This is a genomic window from Mangrovimonas sp. YM274 (assembly GCF_030908385.1).
Lineage (GTDB): Bacteria > Bacteroidota > Bacteroidia > Flavobacteriales > Flavobacteriaceae > Mangrovimonas_A.
Genome location: NZ_CP133091.1, coordinates 2,621,915 through 2,641,667, shown reverse-complemented (window position 1 = coordinate 2,641,667; position 19,753 = coordinate 2,621,915). Strand labels below are relative to the sequence as shown.

At 39.9% G+C, this 19,753-nt stretch carries 14 protein-coding genes; 8 read left to right on the top strand and 6 right to left on the bottom strand.

Annotated features, from left to right (window positions below; translation table 11 throughout):
- Window positions 1-234: 234 nt before the first annotated feature.
- The 5 genes from RBH95_RS11370 to RBH95_RS11350 form a co-directional block, all read right to left on the bottom strand.
- Window positions 235-1,362, bottom strand: coding sequence for an endo-1,4-beta-xylanase (locus tag RBH95_RS11370; protein WP_307899708.1), 1,128 nt, complete (start codon window positions 1,360-1,362; stop codon window positions 235-237).
- 61 nt (window positions 1,363-1,423) lie between these two features.
- Window positions 1,424-4,342 (bottom strand): glycosyl hydrolase 115 family protein, encoded by a 2,919-nt coding sequence (locus RBH95_RS11365; protein ID WP_307899707.1) that lies wholly within the window; start codon window positions 4,340-4,342, stop codon window positions 1,424-1,426.
- A 41-nt stretch (window positions 4,343-4,383) separates the two neighbouring features.
- Window positions 4,384-5,556: a mannonate dehydratase gene (uxuA, locus tag RBH95_RS11360; RefSeq protein ID WP_307902254.1), complete on the bottom strand. Its 1,173-nt coding sequence runs from the start codon at window positions 5,554-5,556 to the stop codon at window positions 4,384-4,386.
- A gap of 20 nt (window positions 5,557-5,576) precedes the next feature.
- On the bottom strand, window positions 5,577-6,311 hold the full coding sequence (locus tag RBH95_RS11355; RefSeq protein ID WP_307899706.1) for an SDR family NAD(P)-dependent oxidoreductase: 735 nt from the start codon (window positions 6,309-6,311) through the stop codon (window positions 5,577-5,579).
- Between the two features lie 23 nt (window positions 6,312-6,334).
- Window positions 6,335-8,431, bottom strand: coding sequence for an alpha-glucuronidase family glycosyl hydrolase (locus tag RBH95_RS11350; protein ID WP_307899705.1), 2,097 nt, complete (start codon window positions 8,429-8,431; stop codon window positions 6,335-6,337).
- 226 nt (window positions 8,432-8,657) lie between these two features.
- Between RBH95_RS11350 and RBH95_RS11345 the strand changes: the two genes are divergently transcribed.
- A complete protein-coding gene (locus tag RBH95_RS11345) occupies window positions 8,658-10,949 on the top strand; it encodes a glycoside hydrolase family 3 C-terminal domain-containing protein (RefSeq protein WP_307899704.1) in 2,292 nt (763 codons plus the stop codon).
- Between the two features lie 18 nt (window positions 10,950-10,967).
- On the opposite strand, the gene RBH95_RS11340 is transcribed toward RBH95_RS11345, so the two are convergent.
- On the bottom strand, window positions 10,968-11,996 hold the full coding sequence (locus tag RBH95_RS11340) for a LacI family DNA-binding transcriptional regulator (protein WP_307899703.1): 1,029 nt from the start codon (window positions 11,994-11,996) through the stop codon (window positions 10,968-10,970).
- A gap of 187 nt (window positions 11,997-12,183) precedes the next feature.
- Between RBH95_RS11340 and RBH95_RS11335 the strand changes: the two genes are divergently transcribed.
- From RBH95_RS11335 to RBH95_RS11305, 7 genes are all read left to right on the top strand, one after another.
- Window positions 12,184-13,911, top strand: coding sequence for a glycoside hydrolase family 43 protein (locus tag RBH95_RS11335; RefSeq protein WP_307899702.1), 1,728 nt, complete (start codon window positions 12,184-12,186; stop codon window positions 13,909-13,911).
- Between the two features lie 30 nt (window positions 13,912-13,941).
- Window positions 13,942-15,450 carry a xylulokinase gene (locus RBH95_RS11330; RefSeq protein ID WP_307899701.1) on the top strand — a complete coding sequence of 503 codons (1,509 nt, stop codon included), beginning with the start codon at window positions 13,942-13,944 and terminating at the stop codon, window positions 15,448-15,450.
- A gap of 11 nt (window positions 15,451-15,461) precedes the next feature.
- Window positions 15,462-16,778 (top strand): xylose isomerase, encoded by a 1,317-nt coding sequence (gene xylA, locus RBH95_RS11325; RefSeq protein WP_307899700.1) that lies wholly within the window; start codon window positions 15,462-15,464, stop codon window positions 16,776-16,778.
- A 163-nt stretch (window positions 16,779-16,941) separates the two neighbouring features.
- Window positions 16,942-18,594 carry a sodium:solute symporter gene (locus tag RBH95_RS11320; protein WP_307899699.1) on the top strand — a complete coding sequence of 551 codons (1,653 nt, stop codon included), beginning with the start codon at window positions 16,942-16,944 and terminating at the stop codon, window positions 18,592-18,594.
- A 204-nt stretch (window positions 18,595-18,798) separates the two neighbouring features.
- Window positions 18,799-19,158, top strand: a complete 360-nt coding sequence (locus tag RBH95_RS11315; protein WP_307899698.1) for a YtxH domain-containing protein — start codon at window positions 18,799-18,801, stop codon at window positions 19,156-19,158.
- A 1-nt stretch (window position 19,159) separates the two neighbouring features.
- Window positions 19,160-19,507 (top strand): hypothetical protein, encoded by a 348-nt coding sequence (locus tag RBH95_RS11310; RefSeq protein ID WP_307899697.1) that lies wholly within the window; start codon window positions 19,160-19,162, stop codon window positions 19,505-19,507.
- 5 nt (window positions 19,508-19,512) lie between these two features.
- Window positions 19,513-19,710: a DUF6327 family protein gene (locus RBH95_RS11305; protein WP_307899696.1), complete on the top strand. Its 198-nt coding sequence runs from the start codon at window positions 19,513-19,515 to the stop codon at window positions 19,708-19,710.
- Window positions 19,711-19,753 lie beyond the last annotated feature (43 nt).

Genomic DNA, 19,753 nt, shown 5'->3' with positions numbered 1-19,753 from the left:
AAATAATCGAATACAATATTATAATGGAGGAAACTGCCATAATAATTTTTAGGCCTGCAAAAATGATTATTTATGGTTATTGCTAATGTCTCTTATGGAATTGAAATGTGTCTAATTTAAAAGCGGTCTTTTCATTAAATTGAGTGGTTTTAGTTTCAGGCAAAGTTTAGAAATAAACAAAAAACAAAGCCGTCATCTGCAGATGACGGCTTTGTTTTTTGTTTGAAAATATTATTAGTTCACGGGAATACTACTCAGGCCAGCACTAAATCCATCATAAGATGGTTTAGTATTATAACTATTGTCATATAATAAAGGCCAATCAGTCCCACCATCATACCTCCAACTATCCTGGTCTCTAAACCCCCAGATCGTTATACCATATTGTTGATTGGCTGGTACGTTCTCTGTATAATAATAAGAAACTCTTTGGTATTGGTCGGCTTGTAACTCAGCTCTTTGACTGGTAAGGGATGTGATATCATTATTAGGGTTGGCCCCAATATCCAATTCAGAAACATGAACTAGCAAACCGGTATTGGTAATATCATTTAAAGCATTGGAGATATCAGAAGCAGAAGGCCATTCAAAGTTTAAGTGCATCTGCAAACCAATTCCATCAATAGGGATGCCCTCTGCTATAAATTCATTAGCCATGTTAATGATTGCTTGACGTTTGGTCTGGATGACTACATTATAATCATTGTAAAACAATTTTACGTTAGGATCAGCCTCACGAGCCCATTGAAAAACCCGTTTAATGTAATCGCTACCCATTCTTTGGGTAAAAAGAGTTGACCTAATGTCCGATCCATCAAAATATTCATTTACGACATCCCATCCAGAAACAATTGAATTTCCATTTCCATCAGTTTCTGCAGCAAAATGAGCGACTGTTGTCTTTACATAGTTTTCTATATGAGCTTCGAATTCGGCATCGGTTCCAGAGAAATTTTCTAACCAATCCGGAATGGCATATTCCGGATGCCATAGTAGTGTATGGCCATGCACACGAAGTCCATTAGCTTTGGCATAGGCAACAATGGCATCACCATCACTAAAATCAAATGTGTCTGGACCAACAAAAATATTTGCCATTTTCATGTCATTTTCGGCCGTGATGCTATTATAATCATCTAATAAGACATTCTTAAATGTTGTATTTGCAGCTGAACTAGAACTTAGCTTAGATGCGGACACAATGTTGCCTATAGGAAAATCTGAAAACTCTTGAAGGTATTGATTTACTACAGGGTCATCATCAGTAGGGTTGGTTGGGCCTCCAACACTAGGTCCTCCGTCATCGCTACTGCTACAGGAAACGATGAGCGCACAGATAAGTAGCTTAAATATCTTTTTCATTGTTAATTGGTTTTTCTTTATGCCTACTCCAAAATTTAGGTGGTTTTTCGGCTTATTTCCACTATTTTTTAACATGTATGCTTTCAGGAGGGCCTAAGTAGCTAGTTCGTAACCCTCCAAGGTCGATAACAAATCTTTGAAATACAACACCGGGATCCATCATCCAAATTCTTAATTTGTGTGTCCCTGCAGTGATGTTTTTATGTTTTGAAAGCTTTTTCTTAATGTGATCGGCCACTGCATTGTTCCACCATGCGGGGTATTCCCAATCCGGAACATCTTCACCTTCGTTCATATTGATTATTTGTGGGGCCTCTTGGTCAATGGCAATGGCAAATTGCAAGCCTTCCTTTTTCTTATAATTCAAAGTAGGAGAAAGATAGGTTTCCACTTTTAGGTCACTAGTATTAAATGTAGTGAATTCATATTCCAGATAGGGGGTGTCTTTACCTAGTTCTTGCTTGTCTGCATTGGATGGTGTCATGGTCATGGCAGCGTGTGTTCTTCCCATGTTAGGCACCTCAATCCATTGGACATCTTTGGAGTTGTGTTTGTTTGTATAATTTGCAGCTTCAATAGCTATTACCCCGTTATTTTCGATAAATCCTGAAACTTTTTGAGGGCTATTTTGGATAGGAACTTGAACCGGAAAATCCTTTCCATTGGAAGCAATAAGAATTTGACCAAAGTGTTTGCCTTTTGGAGCAAGGTTCCAATCGATAGTCACAAATATTTTGTCCTCATATTGTAAACTTCCACCTTTAGAAGAAAGCTTTATCCATTTTTCCTGAGTATCTAGTGTATAATTTAATGTTTGTAAGCCCTTGTTAAAAATCTCAATATAATAGTTTTGGTTGTTAATGGGGTCGAAGGTTGAAAATGATTGGCTATACAGCCCTGAGTTATCATCATTATCCTTTTGGGAGTCCAAGGGGATGCCATGTTCAATTACGTACCCCAATTGGGCATTTTCCTGAGGTTTGATAACTGAAACATCCGGCATTTTGTTTACTGGCGGATTATTCCAACTGGTATACCCTATATGGGTTTGCGACATCATATGGTCCCATTTGCCATCTTCCAATTGATGGTATTGCTTAGTTAATATGGAATCTTTTAAAAAGTAGTCCTTGGCCTTTTCAGCATAGATATTTGTAGAACTTCTTCCTTGCTGGTGGTATAGCCTATTTTTTCCTATCGCAACATACATTTTGTTGAGATTACTGCATAGTTCAACAGGGGAAAGTACTAATTGATAGAATGCCGATTTATAGGACTCATCTAGGTTTTGATAAATGCGTTTGCTTTTTTCAACCAAGGCATCATATTCCTCAATAATTCTATCTGCTTCCCTATAATTATTTATATTATAGGTATCTGGTTTTAGCATTTCAGGCGTACGTCTTGCATTGTACTTGGTGTAGAGCGATAGTATTTCGGCAATGTCATTGGCATATGTTGGCCCAAATTGTTGTGCTGCCCAATTTTTATAGTAGGAGGGAAGGTCTTTCGATTGGATTTCTTCGGCATTCCAAGCAAAATCCAGAAAAAAGCTAATGGGAAGTTCCATGGGTTTTATGTCCCCAACATTAACGAGCCATAGATCTTTTACGCCCCATTGATACGAAAGGTTCATTTGCTCCCATACCCGTTCAATTTGAGTGACGTTTAACCATCGGTAAGATACGGGGCCACCTACAAAATCGAAATGGTAATACATTCCAAATCCTCCTTTGTAATTAATATCCTCTTTTTTGGGTAAAATGCGAACGTTCCCCCAATTGTCATCACAAAAAAGAATCATAATGTCATCGGCAACCCGCATTCCTTTGTCATAATAGTCTTGTACTTCTTTATAGAGGGCCCAAACCTGAGGAATGTCTTCCAAAGGTTTTTTGGTCACGTCTGTTAAGATTTTACGTTGATCGGAAATGATTTCTTGCAATAGAGCAATCGCCGTGCCTTCTCCCATGGCTTCGTCTCCATCACCTCGCATTCCTAGAGTGACTACGCTTTCGTAGTCATTCATTCTCAAAATCCCATCTCTCCAAAAGTCACGTAGTTTTTCTTTGTTGGTCACGTAATTCCAAGGACCTTCTCCATAACGTTTCCATTCGTCATGTGCCCGCATCATGGGTTCATGGTGACTGGTTGATATCACTACGCCATATTCGTCTGCCAATCGGGCGTTTTCTGGATCGTCATCGGCGAAGGCTGATGGTTGCCACATGGCAGGCCATAAATAATTGCCTTTATTTCGTAAGATAAGTTCATAGACTTTATCATAAAACAGTGCATTAAACCCGCCAAATTTGTCCTTTGCCCATCCTCTTAAAGCTGGAGCTTCATCGTTAATAAAAATGCCACGATACTTGACTTTGGGTTCTCCTTTGGAAAACGTTCCAGGTTTTACATAGAGACCTTTTTTTTGTACAATAGGTACATCAGCCCAATAATACCAAGGACTAACACCGATTTCTTTGGAGAGGTCATACATGCCATAAATGGTTCCGCGCTTATCACTTCCCACAATAACCAAGGCTTTGTCTACACCCTTAAAAGGTGTTTCAATGGTTGTGATGATGTGTTTTTCATAGCGGTCTTTCAGTGGTGTAATATCAAGTTTTCCAGAGTGTGCAAGTTTTTGAATGATTGGACTATCTATACTGCCAATAATAATGATGTGCTTGTCATTTTTAGGAATGTCCATTAAAAGTTCCGGTTTGGAAAATGTCACGGCCTCCAGATCTTTTTGGAGGTGGGAAGCCACTCGTTTTACACCAGGATATTCTTCTTCACTTAGTATTATTGGAGCAATTTTTTCATTGTGAAAAATTGGAAATCCTTGTGAAATTGGATTAGTAGCAATATAGCTAAGGGAGTCATTTCTTTGTACGGAAGAAGAACTGTTAGCTTGTATTGAACATAGAAAAATGAGTCCTACTGAAATATTTAGTATGTAAGTGGCAATTGTCTTCACTTTTAATGGTTTAAAAGATATTTAATTATTCATAAGCTTTTTCAGGCTTGATGGTTTTTTATGGAATGAATGATACCAAGTTCCAGTCCCCGTAATTCAGCCAAACCTTTCAATCTACCAACTAGCGAATAGCCAGGATACTGTTCCTTTCCTGCTTCAATGGAATGTAAAAAGCCATGGTCGGGTCGCATGGGGAGACTGCTTTGTCGTTCTTGCATTAGCATAATGAGACGTTCCATAATTTGAGCAATTGGATTATTTCCATGGAGGTGTTCAGATTCCCTGAAAATCCCTTCCTTTTCCCTAGTAACATTGCGCAAATGCAAGAAATGGATGCGATCTCCAAAGTCGTCTATCATTTGCAACAAATCGTTGTCAGGATGGGCTCCAAAGGATCCCGTGCAGTAACATAAACCATTGGCATTAAGAGGTACCGCGTCGAAAATGGCTTGCACATCTTTGGACGTGCACATGACCCTTGGTAATCCCAATACCGAAAATGGTGGGTCGTCTGGATGTATGGCAAGTTTTAAATCCAAGGACTCGGCTACTGGAGCTACTTCTTCTAGAAAGTGAATTAAATTACTTCGTAAAGCATCGTCGTCAATGCCTTTGTAATTATCCAAAAGGGACAAAATTTCTTCTGCCGTAAAATTCTTTTTACTTCCCGGAAGTCCCAAGAGCACATTTCGGAACAAGGTTGCTTTGTCTGCCTCAGAAAGCTGTTCCCCGTATGCGTAGGCATCGGCTTTTTGAGTTTCGGAGTAGTCGCTCTGAGCTCCTGGACGCTTTAAAAGAAATACATCAAAATAGATGAAAGCCTTTGGATTGTATAAAAGGGCTTTGGTGCCATCTGGATTTGTAAAGCTATGATGCGTTCTTACCCAATCCAAAATAGGCATGAAATTATAGGTGATCACCTTAATGCCACATTGGGCAATATTTTTAAGGCTTTGTTTATAGTTTTTAATGTAGGTCTTGTAGTTTCCGGCACGACGCTTAATGTCTTCATGCACCGGAAGGCTTTCAATAACAGTCCACTTCAATCCTGCATTAGCAATGGTTTGTTGGTGTTGTTGGATGTCTTCAATTTCCCAAATGTCCCCCACAGGGATATGGTGAAGGGCACTTACAATCCCTGTGATGCCACACTCCCTAAGGTCTTCGAGGCTTATGGTATCGTTGGGACCAAACCATCTCATTGTTTGTTGCATTTGTATCATGGCCTACAAGTTTAAAATCCAATACTGTTACCGCCATCTACAGGTAATACGGTTCCTGTGACAAAGCTGGCTTCATTTAAGGCGAAAAAGTACACGGCATCTGCAATATTGGAAGGTTCTCCTAGAACTCCCATTGGGGTTCTGCCTAATACTTTGTTTTTGCGTTCTGGGTCATTATCCAAAGCTTTGGCAGACATCTTGGTTTTAATAAACCCTGGAGCAATACAATTCACCCGAATACCATATTGGGCCAAATCCACGGCCATAGATCGAGTCATGGCCTCAATGGCACCTTTACTTGCTGTGTAGGCAATTACTTTTGGAATCCCATATTGGGAAGCCATAGAACTGATATTGATAATGCTTCCGCCTTGGTGTTGTTTCATAACCTTGACCACCTCTCTGCTCACCGCAAAAACGCTCTGTACATTGGTGTGAATGATGTTTGCAAATTCTTCATCAGATACTTCCTCGAAAGGTTTTTTCATGTTAATACCGGCGTTATTGACCAAGATGTCTATATTTCCATCGCCAGCAATATCTTGAATCATATTGGGGATTTCCTTTAGGTTGTTCAGATCGAAAATTACAGGTACTGCATTAGGACCTATCTCTTTACAGGCATTTTTGGTTTTGTCTTCCGAGCGGCCTATGATGTAGGTAACAATACCGTTGTCGCATAATTTTTTGGCAGTGGCATATCCCAAACCTGAATTTCCTCCTGTTACAATTGCTATTTTATTCATGTGTTCTTTTTGTCATTTTTATATTACCATTGTGGTCGTATGCCAGGGGCATATGGAAACTGTAAACTTTTATAATATTCTAATGTATGTTTTGGCTCCTCAACTCCTTGAGGAAGTTTCATTTTTGAAAATTGTTGAAAATATAATAAGCAGGCATCTCGCCACCATTTGGCTTCCTTATATTGTATGCTTAGTAGCATGTTCACTTCGTTGAAGCGTTGTGTATCCACCTCATTTTCTAATTGATTCCAAGTGGCTTGCATTTCAGCCACCTCATTTACACCTTTTTGGTATTTTAGAGCCAAGCCATCCCAAAGTGTATGGCCACTTTTTAATTTATAGGTCCATGGTACGTGATGGAACCATAGTAAATCCTGTTCGGGACAGGTCTCTAAATTATTGAACATGGTTGCTACTTCAGGAGCATATTGTGCTGTAGCATTACTACCAGACGGTGTGCGGTCAAAACCAACACCATTGTTATCTGCTTTATGATAGTAAACGGGATTCCATTCTGGCCTAGATAGGTCGCTTACCCAAGGTCCTGGACCATAGTGATGTCCAGTAGCCATAATGTGATGCAAGCCTAGAGGCGTCATATAATTTACGACGGCTTCCCGAGATGCTATCATTATATCAGTTAACTTATTTACGGACTCTTCTTTATTGGTAAAGGTCATTCTTACCCATTCCTTGGCAATGTCTTCGGAATTTAAATATGGATTCCAGGCCAAGCGGCCAAATCCATACCAATTGGCTTGCAGGAAATGGTGACCGGTCCAGTTGCGATCGGTTCCTATATTGGAAACCCCTGCAACTCCTGTAATTTTTTTGTTGTCTAAGCTGCCATCAATCACTTTTGCCACCGTAGAACCTTTTCCTTTTTGGTAGGTGTCTGATTCAAAAACCTCTTCAAATAATTTAGGTTGATAGACTAGGTGGGTGGCACCTCCCATATATTCCTGGGTAATCTGAAATTCAATCATCAAATTGGTGTTGGGCATGGCGCCAAACATAGGGTGGAAGGGCTCTCTTGGCTGAAAATCGATAGGTCCATTTTTTACCTGAATGATGACATTGTCCTGAAATTCTCCGTCATGGGGTACAAACTCGCTATACGCCTGTTTGGCTCTATCGGTTGTATCATGTTCCGAATAGACAAAGGCACGCCACATCACCACCCCGTTGAAAGGGGCTAAGGCTTCTGCCATCATATTGGCACCATCCACGTGATTACGTCCATAGTTTTGGGGTCCTGGTTGCCCTTCGGAATTGGCTTTCACCAAAAAGCCTCCAAAATCAGGGATGTAAGTGTATATTTCTTCAACTTTATTTTTCCACCAAGCTTTGACATTCGCATCTAAAGGGTCGGCAGTGGTTAGTCCTCCAATTTCTATGGGAGCAGAGAATCGCGCCGTTAAATATACTTTTAAACCGTAGGGGCGGAAAATATCCGCCAAGGCTTTTACTTTTTCCAAATACTGTGGGGTTAGCACCAATGCATTGGAGTTGACATTGGTGAGCACTGTTCCATTGATGCCTATGGAGGCGTTGGCTCTGGCATAATCTTCGTACCGAGCATCTTTGTACTCTGGTAATTGGTGCCAGTTCCAAAGTGAAAATCCAGCATAACCGCGTTCCACTGTTCGATCCAGATTATCCCAATGATTTAATATCCGGAGGTCAATTTTAGGACTGTCCAAAATGTTTAGATTTTCAATAGATTGGTGGGTTTGTAGACGTTTTAAAAAGTTAAAGGTTCCGTACAAAACTCCAATGTCCGTTTTGGCTGTAATAACGATATGGTTAGAGAATGATTTGATTAAATAGCCTTCCTCGTTAAGGTTTTCCAGTTCCTGTGAAAGTTGTTGGGCAATGGTTTTTGGTAAGTTGTTGTAAGAGCCAAGAATAATACTAAATTTTCCATCGAGCTTTTGATTTTTCATCCCCAATATACCCGAAATTCCATTATAGATTTCCGTGGTTGCTTTTTTCATTGTTTCAGAGTTGCCATAAGTTTGAACACTTCCTATCAGCGATTGGTATTCTTTCAAAAGCGCGCTGTCTGAAATGGTTTTGTAGTCCATCCATAATTTATAGCCATCGGTTGCGTAAGTCATGCTATGAAAGACTAAAATAACACCAAAAGTAGAAAGCCATTTGAAACATTTAGACATAGGTATACGCTTTAGTTTTACATTACATTATGAGATATTAAAACACCTCAAAACTGAATTAAGTGTAAAATAAACAAAAATAATGCTATTGTCAAAACAATAAATGCAATCGTTTGCATTTATTGTTTTTTTAATTGATATTTGGTTTTATTATCAATTTCATAAAATTATGCGCTTTTCAATCCGTAAGCCGAAATTTCACTCTATTTCCCTAGGTTTAATACTGGTTTTCTTGTTTGCAGTTGCTTGCCAGAAGCAAGTTGATTCTAAAGAAAGTTCAAATTCTGAGAAAGAGGGAACTTTAGAGGAAGCCAAACAAGATTTTGATTTTCCATTTTACAACCCATCACTACCCCTTGATGATCGGGTTGAGGATTTGATTTTAAGATTGACTCTGGAGGAGAAAGCCGATCAAATGATGCACAATACCAATGGTGTAGAACGCCTAGGAATACCGGCATATAGCTGGTGGAACGAGGCCTTGCATGGTGTGGGACGCTCTGGAGTGGCGACGGTATTTCCGCAAGCCATAGGATTGGGAGCGACCTTTGATGAGGATCTAGCTTTAAGGGTGTCCTCAGCCATTTCTGATGAAGCTAGAGCCATGTACAATGCTGCAAAGGCCAAGGGATATTACAAGCGTTACGGAGGATTGACCTTTTGGACCCCCAATATCAATATTTTTAGAGATCCTAGATGGGGTCGGGGGCAGGAGACTTATGGAGAAGACCCTTATTTAACAGCTCGGTTGGGGACTGCTTTTGTAAAAGGGCTTCAGGGAGAAGATCCCAATTATCTAAAAACGGCTGCATGCGCCAAACACTATGCTGTACATAGTGGTCCTGAAAAGTTGCGCCATGAATTTGATGCTAAGGCCAATCCAAAAGATTTGTGGGAAACCTATTTGCCAGCTTTTGAGGCTTTAGTGAATGCAGATGTAGAAGCGGTGATGTGTGCATACAACAGTACCAATGGAGCACCGTGTTGTGCCAATGAATACTTAATTTCAGATGTGCTTTTGGAAAAATGGCAATTTAAAGGACATGTGTTGAGCGATTGTTGGGCGATTGTAGATTTTTTTACTCCCTCCGACAAAGGGGGGCATGGCACTGTGGAAACGGCAGCTCAAGCTTCTGCTTTGGCGGTTAAAAATAGAGTGAGTTTAAATTGTGGTAGTACCTATTTGGAGGGGATTCCGGAGGCCGTAAAACAGGGTATATTAACAGAAGCTGAAGTAGACAGGGAATTGGCTACCCTACTTAAAACCCGATTTAAATTAGGACTTTTTGACCCAGAAGGGAGTAATCAATACGATAGTATTTCTATAGATGTTGTTGATAGCGATGAGCATCGAGCCCTCGCTAGGGAGGTTGCCCAAAAAGGAATTGTTATGTTGAAAAATAATGGGGCTTTACCTTTAAAGAATGATTTGGCGCGGTATTTTGTAACCGGGCCCCATGCAGCCAATTCTGATGTTTTATTAGGTAATTATTTTGGGGTCAATCCTAAGTTGGTCACTGTTTTGGAAGGTATTGCGGGAGCAGTTGACCACGCCAGTCAATTGCAATATAGAATGGGAATTATGTTGGATCAACCTAATGCTAACCCTCAGGACTGGACCACGCCAAATGCTGGTAAAAGTGATGCTACCATTGCTGTTTTAGGGATTTCAGGACTGTTGGAGGGAGAGGAAGGAGAATCCATTGCTTCAGCAACTCTAGGTGACCGTTTTGAATATGGATTGCCAGAGAACCAATTGGAGTTTTTAAGAAAATTACGGAAAGAAGCAGGTGAGCGACCTATTATTACGGTGATTACGGGAGGCAGTCCTATTGATTTGGCAGAAGTGGAAGCCTTGTCTGATGCGGTACTCTTTGTATGGTATCCAGGAGAAGAAGGTGGTAATGCTGTGGCGGATATCCTTTTTGGAAAGGTGTCCCCTTCAGGACGTTTGCCAATTACTTTCCCAAAATCTTATGACCAGCTTCCTGCCTATGAAGATTATACTATGAATGGACGTACCTATAAATATATGGAAAAGGAGCCTTTGTATCCCTTCGGTTTTGGACTGTCCTATACAACATTTAATTATGGTACACCTAAGCTGTCTTCCAAGACCATTACCTCCAAAGATACGGTTACTGTATCGGTTGAAGTTACTAATTCAGGTAACGTAGATTCCGATGAAGTAGTACAACTGTATGTTACCGATACGGAAGCGAGTTTTAAAGTTCCCAATTTTCAACTTCAGGCTGTAGACAGAAGCCATTTTAAGGCAGGAGAAAGTAAAATCCTAACCTTTGAGCTGGGGCCAGAGGCCTTTGAAGTGGTAAATGCAAAAGGGGAGCGTGTTATTGAGCCTGGAGCTTTTAAAATTTACATAGGAGGTTCCAGTCCAATGAAAAGAAGTCATGACTTGGGTGCTTCCCAACCGGCTGAGGTAACAGTTGTTGTCAAATAATTAGTAGCTACAATTGTTTTAGGTTCGTTTTGAAGATTCTCTTACAAGTACTTCTGTGTTTAGAAACGTAATTTCGGTGATATCATCGTTCAAGGCATTTTTTAGGTGGTTGACGATTTTTTCAGCTGAGGTTTGCCCCATTTTAAAGGCGGGGTGTGTTACGGTTGACAATCCAGGATCAATGATGGATGCAATAGGGTCGTTATTGAAACCTATTATAGCCAATTCATTCGGAACCTTGACGTTCATTTTTTTGGCTATTTGAATGGCGCTCACTCCAGTGGTGTCATTCGCGGAGAAAATACCATCCGGTGGATTTTGCATTTTCAATAGTTTTTTCGTGGCTTTTTCCCCTTCTTCATAACTCAATGTATTGAAATAAATAATCAGGTTTTCATCTATGTCCAAATTATGATCCCTTAAGGCTTCCATATAACCTCTTTTACGTTCACTGTATATATTCATGTATTGAGACCCCGCAAAATGAGCTATGCGCTTGCAGCCTTGTTCAATGAGGTGCTTTGTAGCTTTATAGGCCGCAGAATAATTGTCAATCATGACGCGGTAAGTTTCAATATCTTTTGGCACCCGATCCACAAACACGATGGGGATATTTTTGTCTATAAATTGTTTGAAATGTTCAGTGTCCTTGGTTTCCATTGCCAGGGAACAAATAACACCGCTAACCCTACTATTATATAGGGCCTGGGCCATATTAATTTCGTTTTCGTAGGAATCGTTGGATTGGGTAATGATAATATTAAACCCTGATTTTTGGGCTCGTTCTTCAATACCGCTTATTAAATCTGAAATAAAGGGACGGTTTATCCGAGAAATAAGAACCCCAATGGTGTAGGTTTTATTGTTCCGTAAACTGGCGGCAATAGTATTGGGGGAGTAGCCCATCTCTTTAGCGGCCTCTTTTACTTTTTGAATGGTTTTTTTACTAATACTATGATGGTTTTTCAAGGCTCTTGAAATCGTAGAAGTCGATAAATTTAGGGCCTTGGCAATATCATATATGGTAATGTCCTTTTTTTGTTTCATACAGGAATTTTGAACGTCCTACAAAAATAGTCTTTTTTAACAAATTACCGATTGTTGAATTTTTTTAGTGTTAAAATTGGCAAAATGAAAATTTTAAGGATAAATATTATTTAATTGTTAAATTTTACATAAAACTTTTGTAAATTGTCAAGAATTAAAAGTTGAGTTTTATCCCTGAGAACTAGTCATGAATTTATTTAGAAATCATTTTATAATGTCTGTTGCCTTGCTAACATTGGGTTTGGCAATGCTTTCGCATTCCAAAAAAATTTACTCATTTAAGCAACCGATTGCGTATAAGCATGTGGTAACTTATGATTGGTTTGAATATAAAGGGCAAGATGCTGTCTTTGAGCGTTCAGATAAAACTAATGACGACTATTTCAATCCTATTTTAGCTGGTTTTTATTCAGATCCCAGTATTTGCAGGGTAGACGATGCTTATTACATGGTAACTTCTTCATTTTCCTATTTTCCAGGGCTTCCTTTGTTTAAGAGTACCGATTTGGTGCATTGGAAACAAATTGGACATGTTATAACCAAAGCGTCTCAAGCTAATTTTTCAGGCGGTGTATCGAGAGGGCTGTTTGCTCCTACCATCAGATATCACAATGGCGTTTTCTACGTTATTTGTACCAATGTAAGTTCTAAAGGAAATTTTATTGTCACAAGTACAAACCCAGAAATGGGATGGTCAGACCCCATTTGGTTACCCGAAATAGATGGGATTGATCCCGATTTGTTTTTTGATGATAATGGTAAAGTATACATTACTCACAATGGTCCACCTCCGAATAATATCTCCAAGCATAATGGACACAGGGCTATTTACACTTGGGAATATGATTTGCAACAACAAAAAATAGTATCCAATCAAAAATTATTAGTAGATGGAGGTACCGATATGGCCAAGGAACCTGTATGGATTGAAGGTCCCCATATGTTCAAAAAGGATGGCTATTACTATTTGTTTTGTGCCGAAGGAGGCACTGGCTATCAGCACTCAGAAGTTGTGTTTAGGAGTAGGCATATCTATGGTCCATATACTAGCTATGAAAACAACCCTATTTTAACGCAAAGGCATTTGCCTAAGAATCGTGCCCATCAAATTACAACGACGGGTCATGCCGATTTTGTTGAACTTCCCAATGGAGACTGGTGGGGCGTGTATTTGGGATGCCGTCCCTACGAGGTAGAGTATTACAATACGGGAAGAGAAACGTTTATGTTACCTCTTAAATGGCAAGAAAATGGTTGGCCCACCTTTCAGCAGGGGACTCAACCGCATCCGTTTGTTCATCCTAGGCCTGCATTGCCATTAAGCCAAGAAAGAATAGAACCAACATCGGGTAATTTTGTTTCTAGAGATGATTTTGAGTCTGATACACTAGATGTTCTTTGGAATTTTTTAAGAACACCGGACCGACAATTTTATGATATTGAAGGAGGCACGTTGGTCATGGAACCTCAAGCCGAAAGTATGCATGAGGTGTCCAAATTTTCCTTTATTGGAAGACGTCAGCAACACAGCAATTTTGAAGTGGCTACGAAGTTTTCTTTTGCTCCCTCCAAATCAGGAGAAGCGGCGGGATTGGTGGCCTTTCAAAATGAGAAGCATTATCTCTTTTTAGGCAAGCGTAGGAATGAACAGGGGAACTTAGAGGTGTTTTTAGAACAAAGTTTTGGTGAAACGTTGGAGATTCTAGCCTCAAAAGTAGTGGAGAATGAAGACGATGATCTTTTGGTAAGAATTGTGGGGCGTACCAAATATTATGATTTTTATTACAAGCAAAATGAGCATGACGATTGGCGATTGCTGAAGGCCAATGTGGATGCCTCATTGTTGAGCACCAAAGTTGCCAAAGGGTTTGTAGGAAGTATGTTGGCGATGTACGCTTCCAAAAATCATTTTTAACAATAATGTATTTTACTAACTAGCCATAAGATGTATTATATAGGATATGATTTAGGAAGCTCCTCTATCAAAGCGGCATTGGTCAATGCTGCTTCAGGAAAGGTTTTGGGACTGGCCCAATACCCAGAAACAGAAATGGAAATCAAGTCTCCCAAAACCGGTTGGGCCGAGCAGGATCCCAATTTATGGTGGGACTATTTAGGAATTCTTACCCAAAAGTTGATAAGGCAAACGGGAGTATCCAAAACGACCATAAAAGGTGTTGGAATAGCCTATCAAATGCATGGCTTGGTTTTGGTAGATAAGGATTTGGAGGTTTTGAGACCTTCCATTATTTGGTGTGATAGTAGGGCCGCTGGAATAGGAAATAAAGTCTTCGGTGATTTGGGAGAGGACGCCTGTATGCAGCACTTATTGAATTCTCCAGGAAATTTCACCCTGTCTAAATTGAAATGGGTTAAGGACAATGAGCCCTCTCTGTTCGAAAAGGTTGATAAGTTTATGTTACCGGGAGATTTCATTGCCCTTAAATTAACAGGAGAAGCCACGACTACTATTTCAGGGCTTTCTGAAGGCATTATGTGGGATTTTAAAACCAATACTCCAGCGTTATGGTTGTTTGAACATTTGGGAATTGATACAAGTTTGATTCCGCGGATGGTACCAACTTTCTCAGTTCAGGGTTCTGTAACCAAAACAGCAGCCAAGGCTACGGGGTTGCCTAGTGGCATTCCTATTTTGTATAGGGCAGGAGACCAGCCCAACAATGCCTTGTCTTTAAATGTTTTGCGCCCTGGCCAAATAGCGGCAACTGGGGGGACTTCAGGCGTGGTATATGCGGTAACAGACCATCAACAAAGCTTGGAGAGTCTACGTATCAACAATTTTGCACATGTAAATTATACTCCTGATACACCTTTGATAGGTAAACTTTTGAATATTAATGGTGCTGGAATTCAGTACAGTTGGATGAAGCAGCATGTGCTGGGAGCTCAATCTTATGAGGTAATGAACTCCATGGCGGCTAATGTGCCAATAGGAGCTGAAGGACTGCGTGTTGTTCCCTTTGGGAATGGCGTTGAGCGCATGCTGAACAATGGCAACGATGGGGCAGCTATCTTCAATTTAAATTTTAATAAACACCAGGTAGGACATCTTTTTAGGGCAGCTCTGGAAGGCATTGCATTTTCCTTTGTTTATGGAGTTAATATTATGAAGAGAGACGGTGTGAAGGTAGGAAACATAAGGGCCGGTAATGATAACCTCTTTAGATCCGAAATTTTTGCCACCACTTTGGCAACATTAATAGATTCTGAAATAGACATTTTGGATACTACAGGGGCTATTGGTGCGGCGAGGGCAGCTGGTGTTAGTATGGGGGACTTTAAAAGTTTGGAGGATGTTTTTTCAGATAATGAAAAAGTATGCACGTATGCTCCAATTTCCGATAAGGGGCCTTACAGTGAGGCTTTTCAGTTATGGGAACAGGACCTGAACCAGCGATATTTAAACAATTTGAAACACAGTATACATCAATAAAAACATTAAAAATGGCAACTAAAGAATATTTTAAAGGTATCAAGCATATCGAATATGAAGGAAATTTGTCCCATAATCCATTGGCATTTAAATATTATGATCCTAATAGGATTGTAGCAGGGAAAACCTTGCGGGAACATTTCAAATTTGCGGTGGCCTATTGGCATACCTTCTGCGGGCAGGGAGCTGATCCCTTTGGCGTTGGCACACAAAACTTTCCTTGGGATCAATCCTCAGATCCCATTCAGGCGGCGAAAGATAAGGCGGATGCCGCATTTGAGTTTATGGATAAAATAGGTTTTGATTACTATTGTATGCACGATTTTGATTTGGTCAAGGAGGGAGACACCTTTGCCGAATCTGAAAAGCGAGTAAGTACCATTGTGGATTATTTAAAACAGAAACAAAAATTTACAGGTAAAAAATTGCTGTGGGGCACTTCCAATTGCTTTACTCATCCTAGATATATGAATGGAGCTGCTACCAATCCAGATTTTAAGGTTTTGGCAAGGGCAGGAGGGCAAGTGAAATTGGCCATTGATGCCACCATTGCCTTACATGGTGAAAATTATGTGTTTTGGGGGGGACGAGAAGGTTATATGTCCCTGTTGAATACGGATATGGCGAGGGAGTTGGACCACTTGGCCCAATTTTTAATTATGGCTCGCGATTATGCACGGGAACAAGGGTTTAAAGGCTCCTTTTTTATTGAGCCCAAACCCATGGAGCCTACTAAGCACCAATATGATTTTGATACGGCTACGGCTATTGGGTTTTTGAAGGAATATGGCTTGGAGCGTGATTTTAAAATTAATGTGGAGGTTAATCATGCTACCTTGGCACAACACACCTTTCAGCATGAACTGGAAGTGGCTGCCAGAGCGGGAATGTTGGGAAGTATCGACGCCAATAGAGGGGATTACCAAAATGGTTGGGACACCGATCAATTTCCTAACAACATACAGGAAGTTACCGAAGCGATGTTAGTATTCTTAAAAGCCGGTGGACTGCAAGGGGGAGGTGTTAACTTTGATGCTAAAATCCGCCGAAATTCTACAGATTTGGAAGATCTCTTTCTAGCCCATATTGGTGGTGCCGACACTTTTGCAAGGGCTTTGATTACTGCGGACAAAATCATTTCATATTCGGGTTACGATTCCTTAAGAAAACAACGTTATAGTTCTTTCGATTCAGGTAAAGGGAAGGAGTTTGAAAAAGGAAAATTGGACCTGTCAGACTTATATGATATCGCTGCAGAAGAAGGAGAAATCCCTCTGCAAAGTGGTAAGCAGGAGTTGTTTGAGAACATTATTAGCCAATACATTTAAAATGGACGTTCACTCTTCCTAAGTTTATTGGAGTTAGTCATTCAAAGACTAATTCCAATGTTTTTTAGTGCGTAAAAATTATCAAATTCAGTTTCAATAAAAACCTTAACTTTCAACACTACATAATGTAGATTAACATCTAATAATAACTAAACTAATATTTATGGAAACAGTTTTGCAAACCGCCGACTGGTGGGTTTTGGGACTCTATTTTTTGGCTCTAATTGCCGTAGCAGTATGGGTTGTACTTCAAAAGAATAAAAATACCGAGGATTACTTTTTGGCAGGTCGAAATGTAGGTTGGTTTGTTATTGGAGCCTCTATTTTTGCTTCCAATATAGGGTCGGAGCACGTGGTTGGCTTGGCAGGAACAGGTTTTGAATCGGGAACTCCAATGGCACATTATGAGTTGCATGCATGGATTGTACTGCTTTTGGGGTGGCTGTTTTTACCATTTTACATTAGAAGCGGCGCTTTTACTATGCCTGAATTTTTAGAAAAACGATTCGATAGTCGCTCGAGATGGTTCTTGTCGGTTTTTTCATTGTTGGCCTATGTGTTGACGAAGGTATCGGTAACCATTTATGCTGGAGGAATTGTGGTTTCTGAATTATTGGGAATTCCTTTTTGGTACGGAGCCATTGGCATTGTGATCTTCACAGGAATCTATACCGTAGTAGGAGGGATGAAAGCTGTAATTTATACGGAAACCCTTCAAACGGTTATCCTTATTTTGGGATCCATGATCATTACCTATTTAGGAATGCAGGAAGTTGGTGGATGGTCGCAATTAAGGGAAACGGTTACAGCCGTGAGTCCAGACCATTTCAATATGTGGCGCCCCATAAGTGATCCCGATTTTCCTTGGACAGGGATGTTATTTGGAGGGACCGTTGTGGGGGTTTGGTATTGGTGTACCGATCAATATATCGTGCAGCGTACTTTGGCTGCCCATAACATTAAAATAGGTAGACGTGGAGCTATTTTTGGAGCTTACCTTAAGCTATTGCCTATTTTGATTTTCTTGATTCCTGGCATCATTGCTTTTGCCTTGACCATTCAAAATCCAGAAATGTTTGGTGTAGAGAAAGCTGATAGAGCATTCCCAATGTTAGTGAAAACCTTGTTGCCTGTAGGATTGAAAGGTTTAGTAGCAGGAGGATTGATGGCAGCACTTATGAGTTCGCTGGCATCTGTGTTCAACTCATGCTCGACAATTTTTACCATCGATATTTACAAAAAGTTGAAACCACAAAAAAGTGAACGGGAATTGCTTACCATTGGTAAAGTGGCTACCGGCTTTATAGTAGTTCTGGGAATTATTTGGATTCCTATTATGGAAAAAATTGGGGGCGGTGTGATGTATCAATACCTTCAAAATGTACAGTCGTACATAGCACCTCCAGTAACAGCGGTATTTCTTTTGGGGATTATTTGGAAACGTGTCAACTCCCAAGCAGCCATTACAACCTTAATGGCGGGATTGGTATTGTTGATACTTCGCTTGGGAGCTGAAATTTATTACCAGCCTCAAATTGCAGCCGGAGAGACGGTAGACAGTGTAATGTTTGCTTTTGCTTCCATTAACTTTGCCCATATGGCCATTTTTATGTTTATTTTCTCGGTAATTTTATGCGTCACGGTTAGCTTGGTAACGGGGGCTCCAAATTATGCGAAAATAAGTGGGTTGTCCTTTGGGACCTTGACGGCAGAGGACCGAGCAGCTACCAAAGGCAGTTATGGTACCGTTGATATTGTACTTTCTGTACTTTTAATCATTATTGTTGTGGCCATACTGTCGTATTTTACAAGTTGATTTTTAAATATTTTAATTGAGAATGGCCAATCAAAATTGATTGGCCATTTTTTTTTGAAGTACAGAAAAATATTGGAGTTTAGTCATTGTTAATTAAGCTTTTAGCGTTAATTTTAGTAAGTGAACTACAAAATGCTTATTTTGTAGTTTCCATTCGATTAGTAGCAAGCACTGAAAATATTAATCCATAAAAAACATAGTATTATGAGCAACAGTAATTCACTTTTCGGACTTTTGGTAGGAACCGCAGTTGGCGCAACTTTAGGAATTCTTTTTGCCCCAGACAAGGGCAGCGCTACTAGGCAGCGTATTGCGGATGAAGCCTTGACAGCAGCTGACAAGTTTAACAGTACCGCACATGATTTAAAGGATAAAGCCAGTACTACTGCACATGACCTAAAGGAGAAAGTTTCCAGTTTTATAAGCAACGATAAGGATACACTAGACTCCAATTTGGAGAGTTTGGTAAAAGAAGCCAGTGTAAAAGCCGATGATATTATCTCGGTGTTGGAAAAGAAATTGGCCGACTTAAAAGCTAAAAACAAGAAATATCAAAAAGCCTAGTATGAATTTGTTTGAGTCATTAAATGAAGCATCATCAAAAGCCGTAGATTCTGGAGAAGTATTTTTAAGTAAATCTAAGGAATATGCCAAGCTAAAGGTCTTTGAACAGCTCACCATTTCTATGAGCTTATTAGGCAAGGCCCTACTCATTGGCAGTTTTGTTCTCATTGGTTTTTTCTTTTTTGCCATTGCTGTGGCCATAGCATTGGGGCGTATATTGGACGATTTTGCCCTTTCAACCACAATAGTAGGTGGTTTCTTTTTGCTATTGGCTCTGTTGGTTTATTTATTTAGGCATCTTATCAATAAAAAGGTCATCCAGACCATGTCTCAAAAATTCTTTAATTAAATTTTATGAAAAAGTATAATTCGTTTGCAGAAATAGAATATGACTTAAAGCGATTGGATTTGGAAAGGAAGATTGCTTTGGAAGAGTTGAAGGGAGTTAAAGGAGGCTTAAAGGAAGATCTACAGCCTTCCAATTGGATGCAGTTTGTGTTGAATTCAGCTGGAAAATATGGCGCTTATTTATTGTTTAAAAAGTTGTTTTAGACAGCTCTAATAAATTAGAAATTTAAAATCCCGAACATTTTAT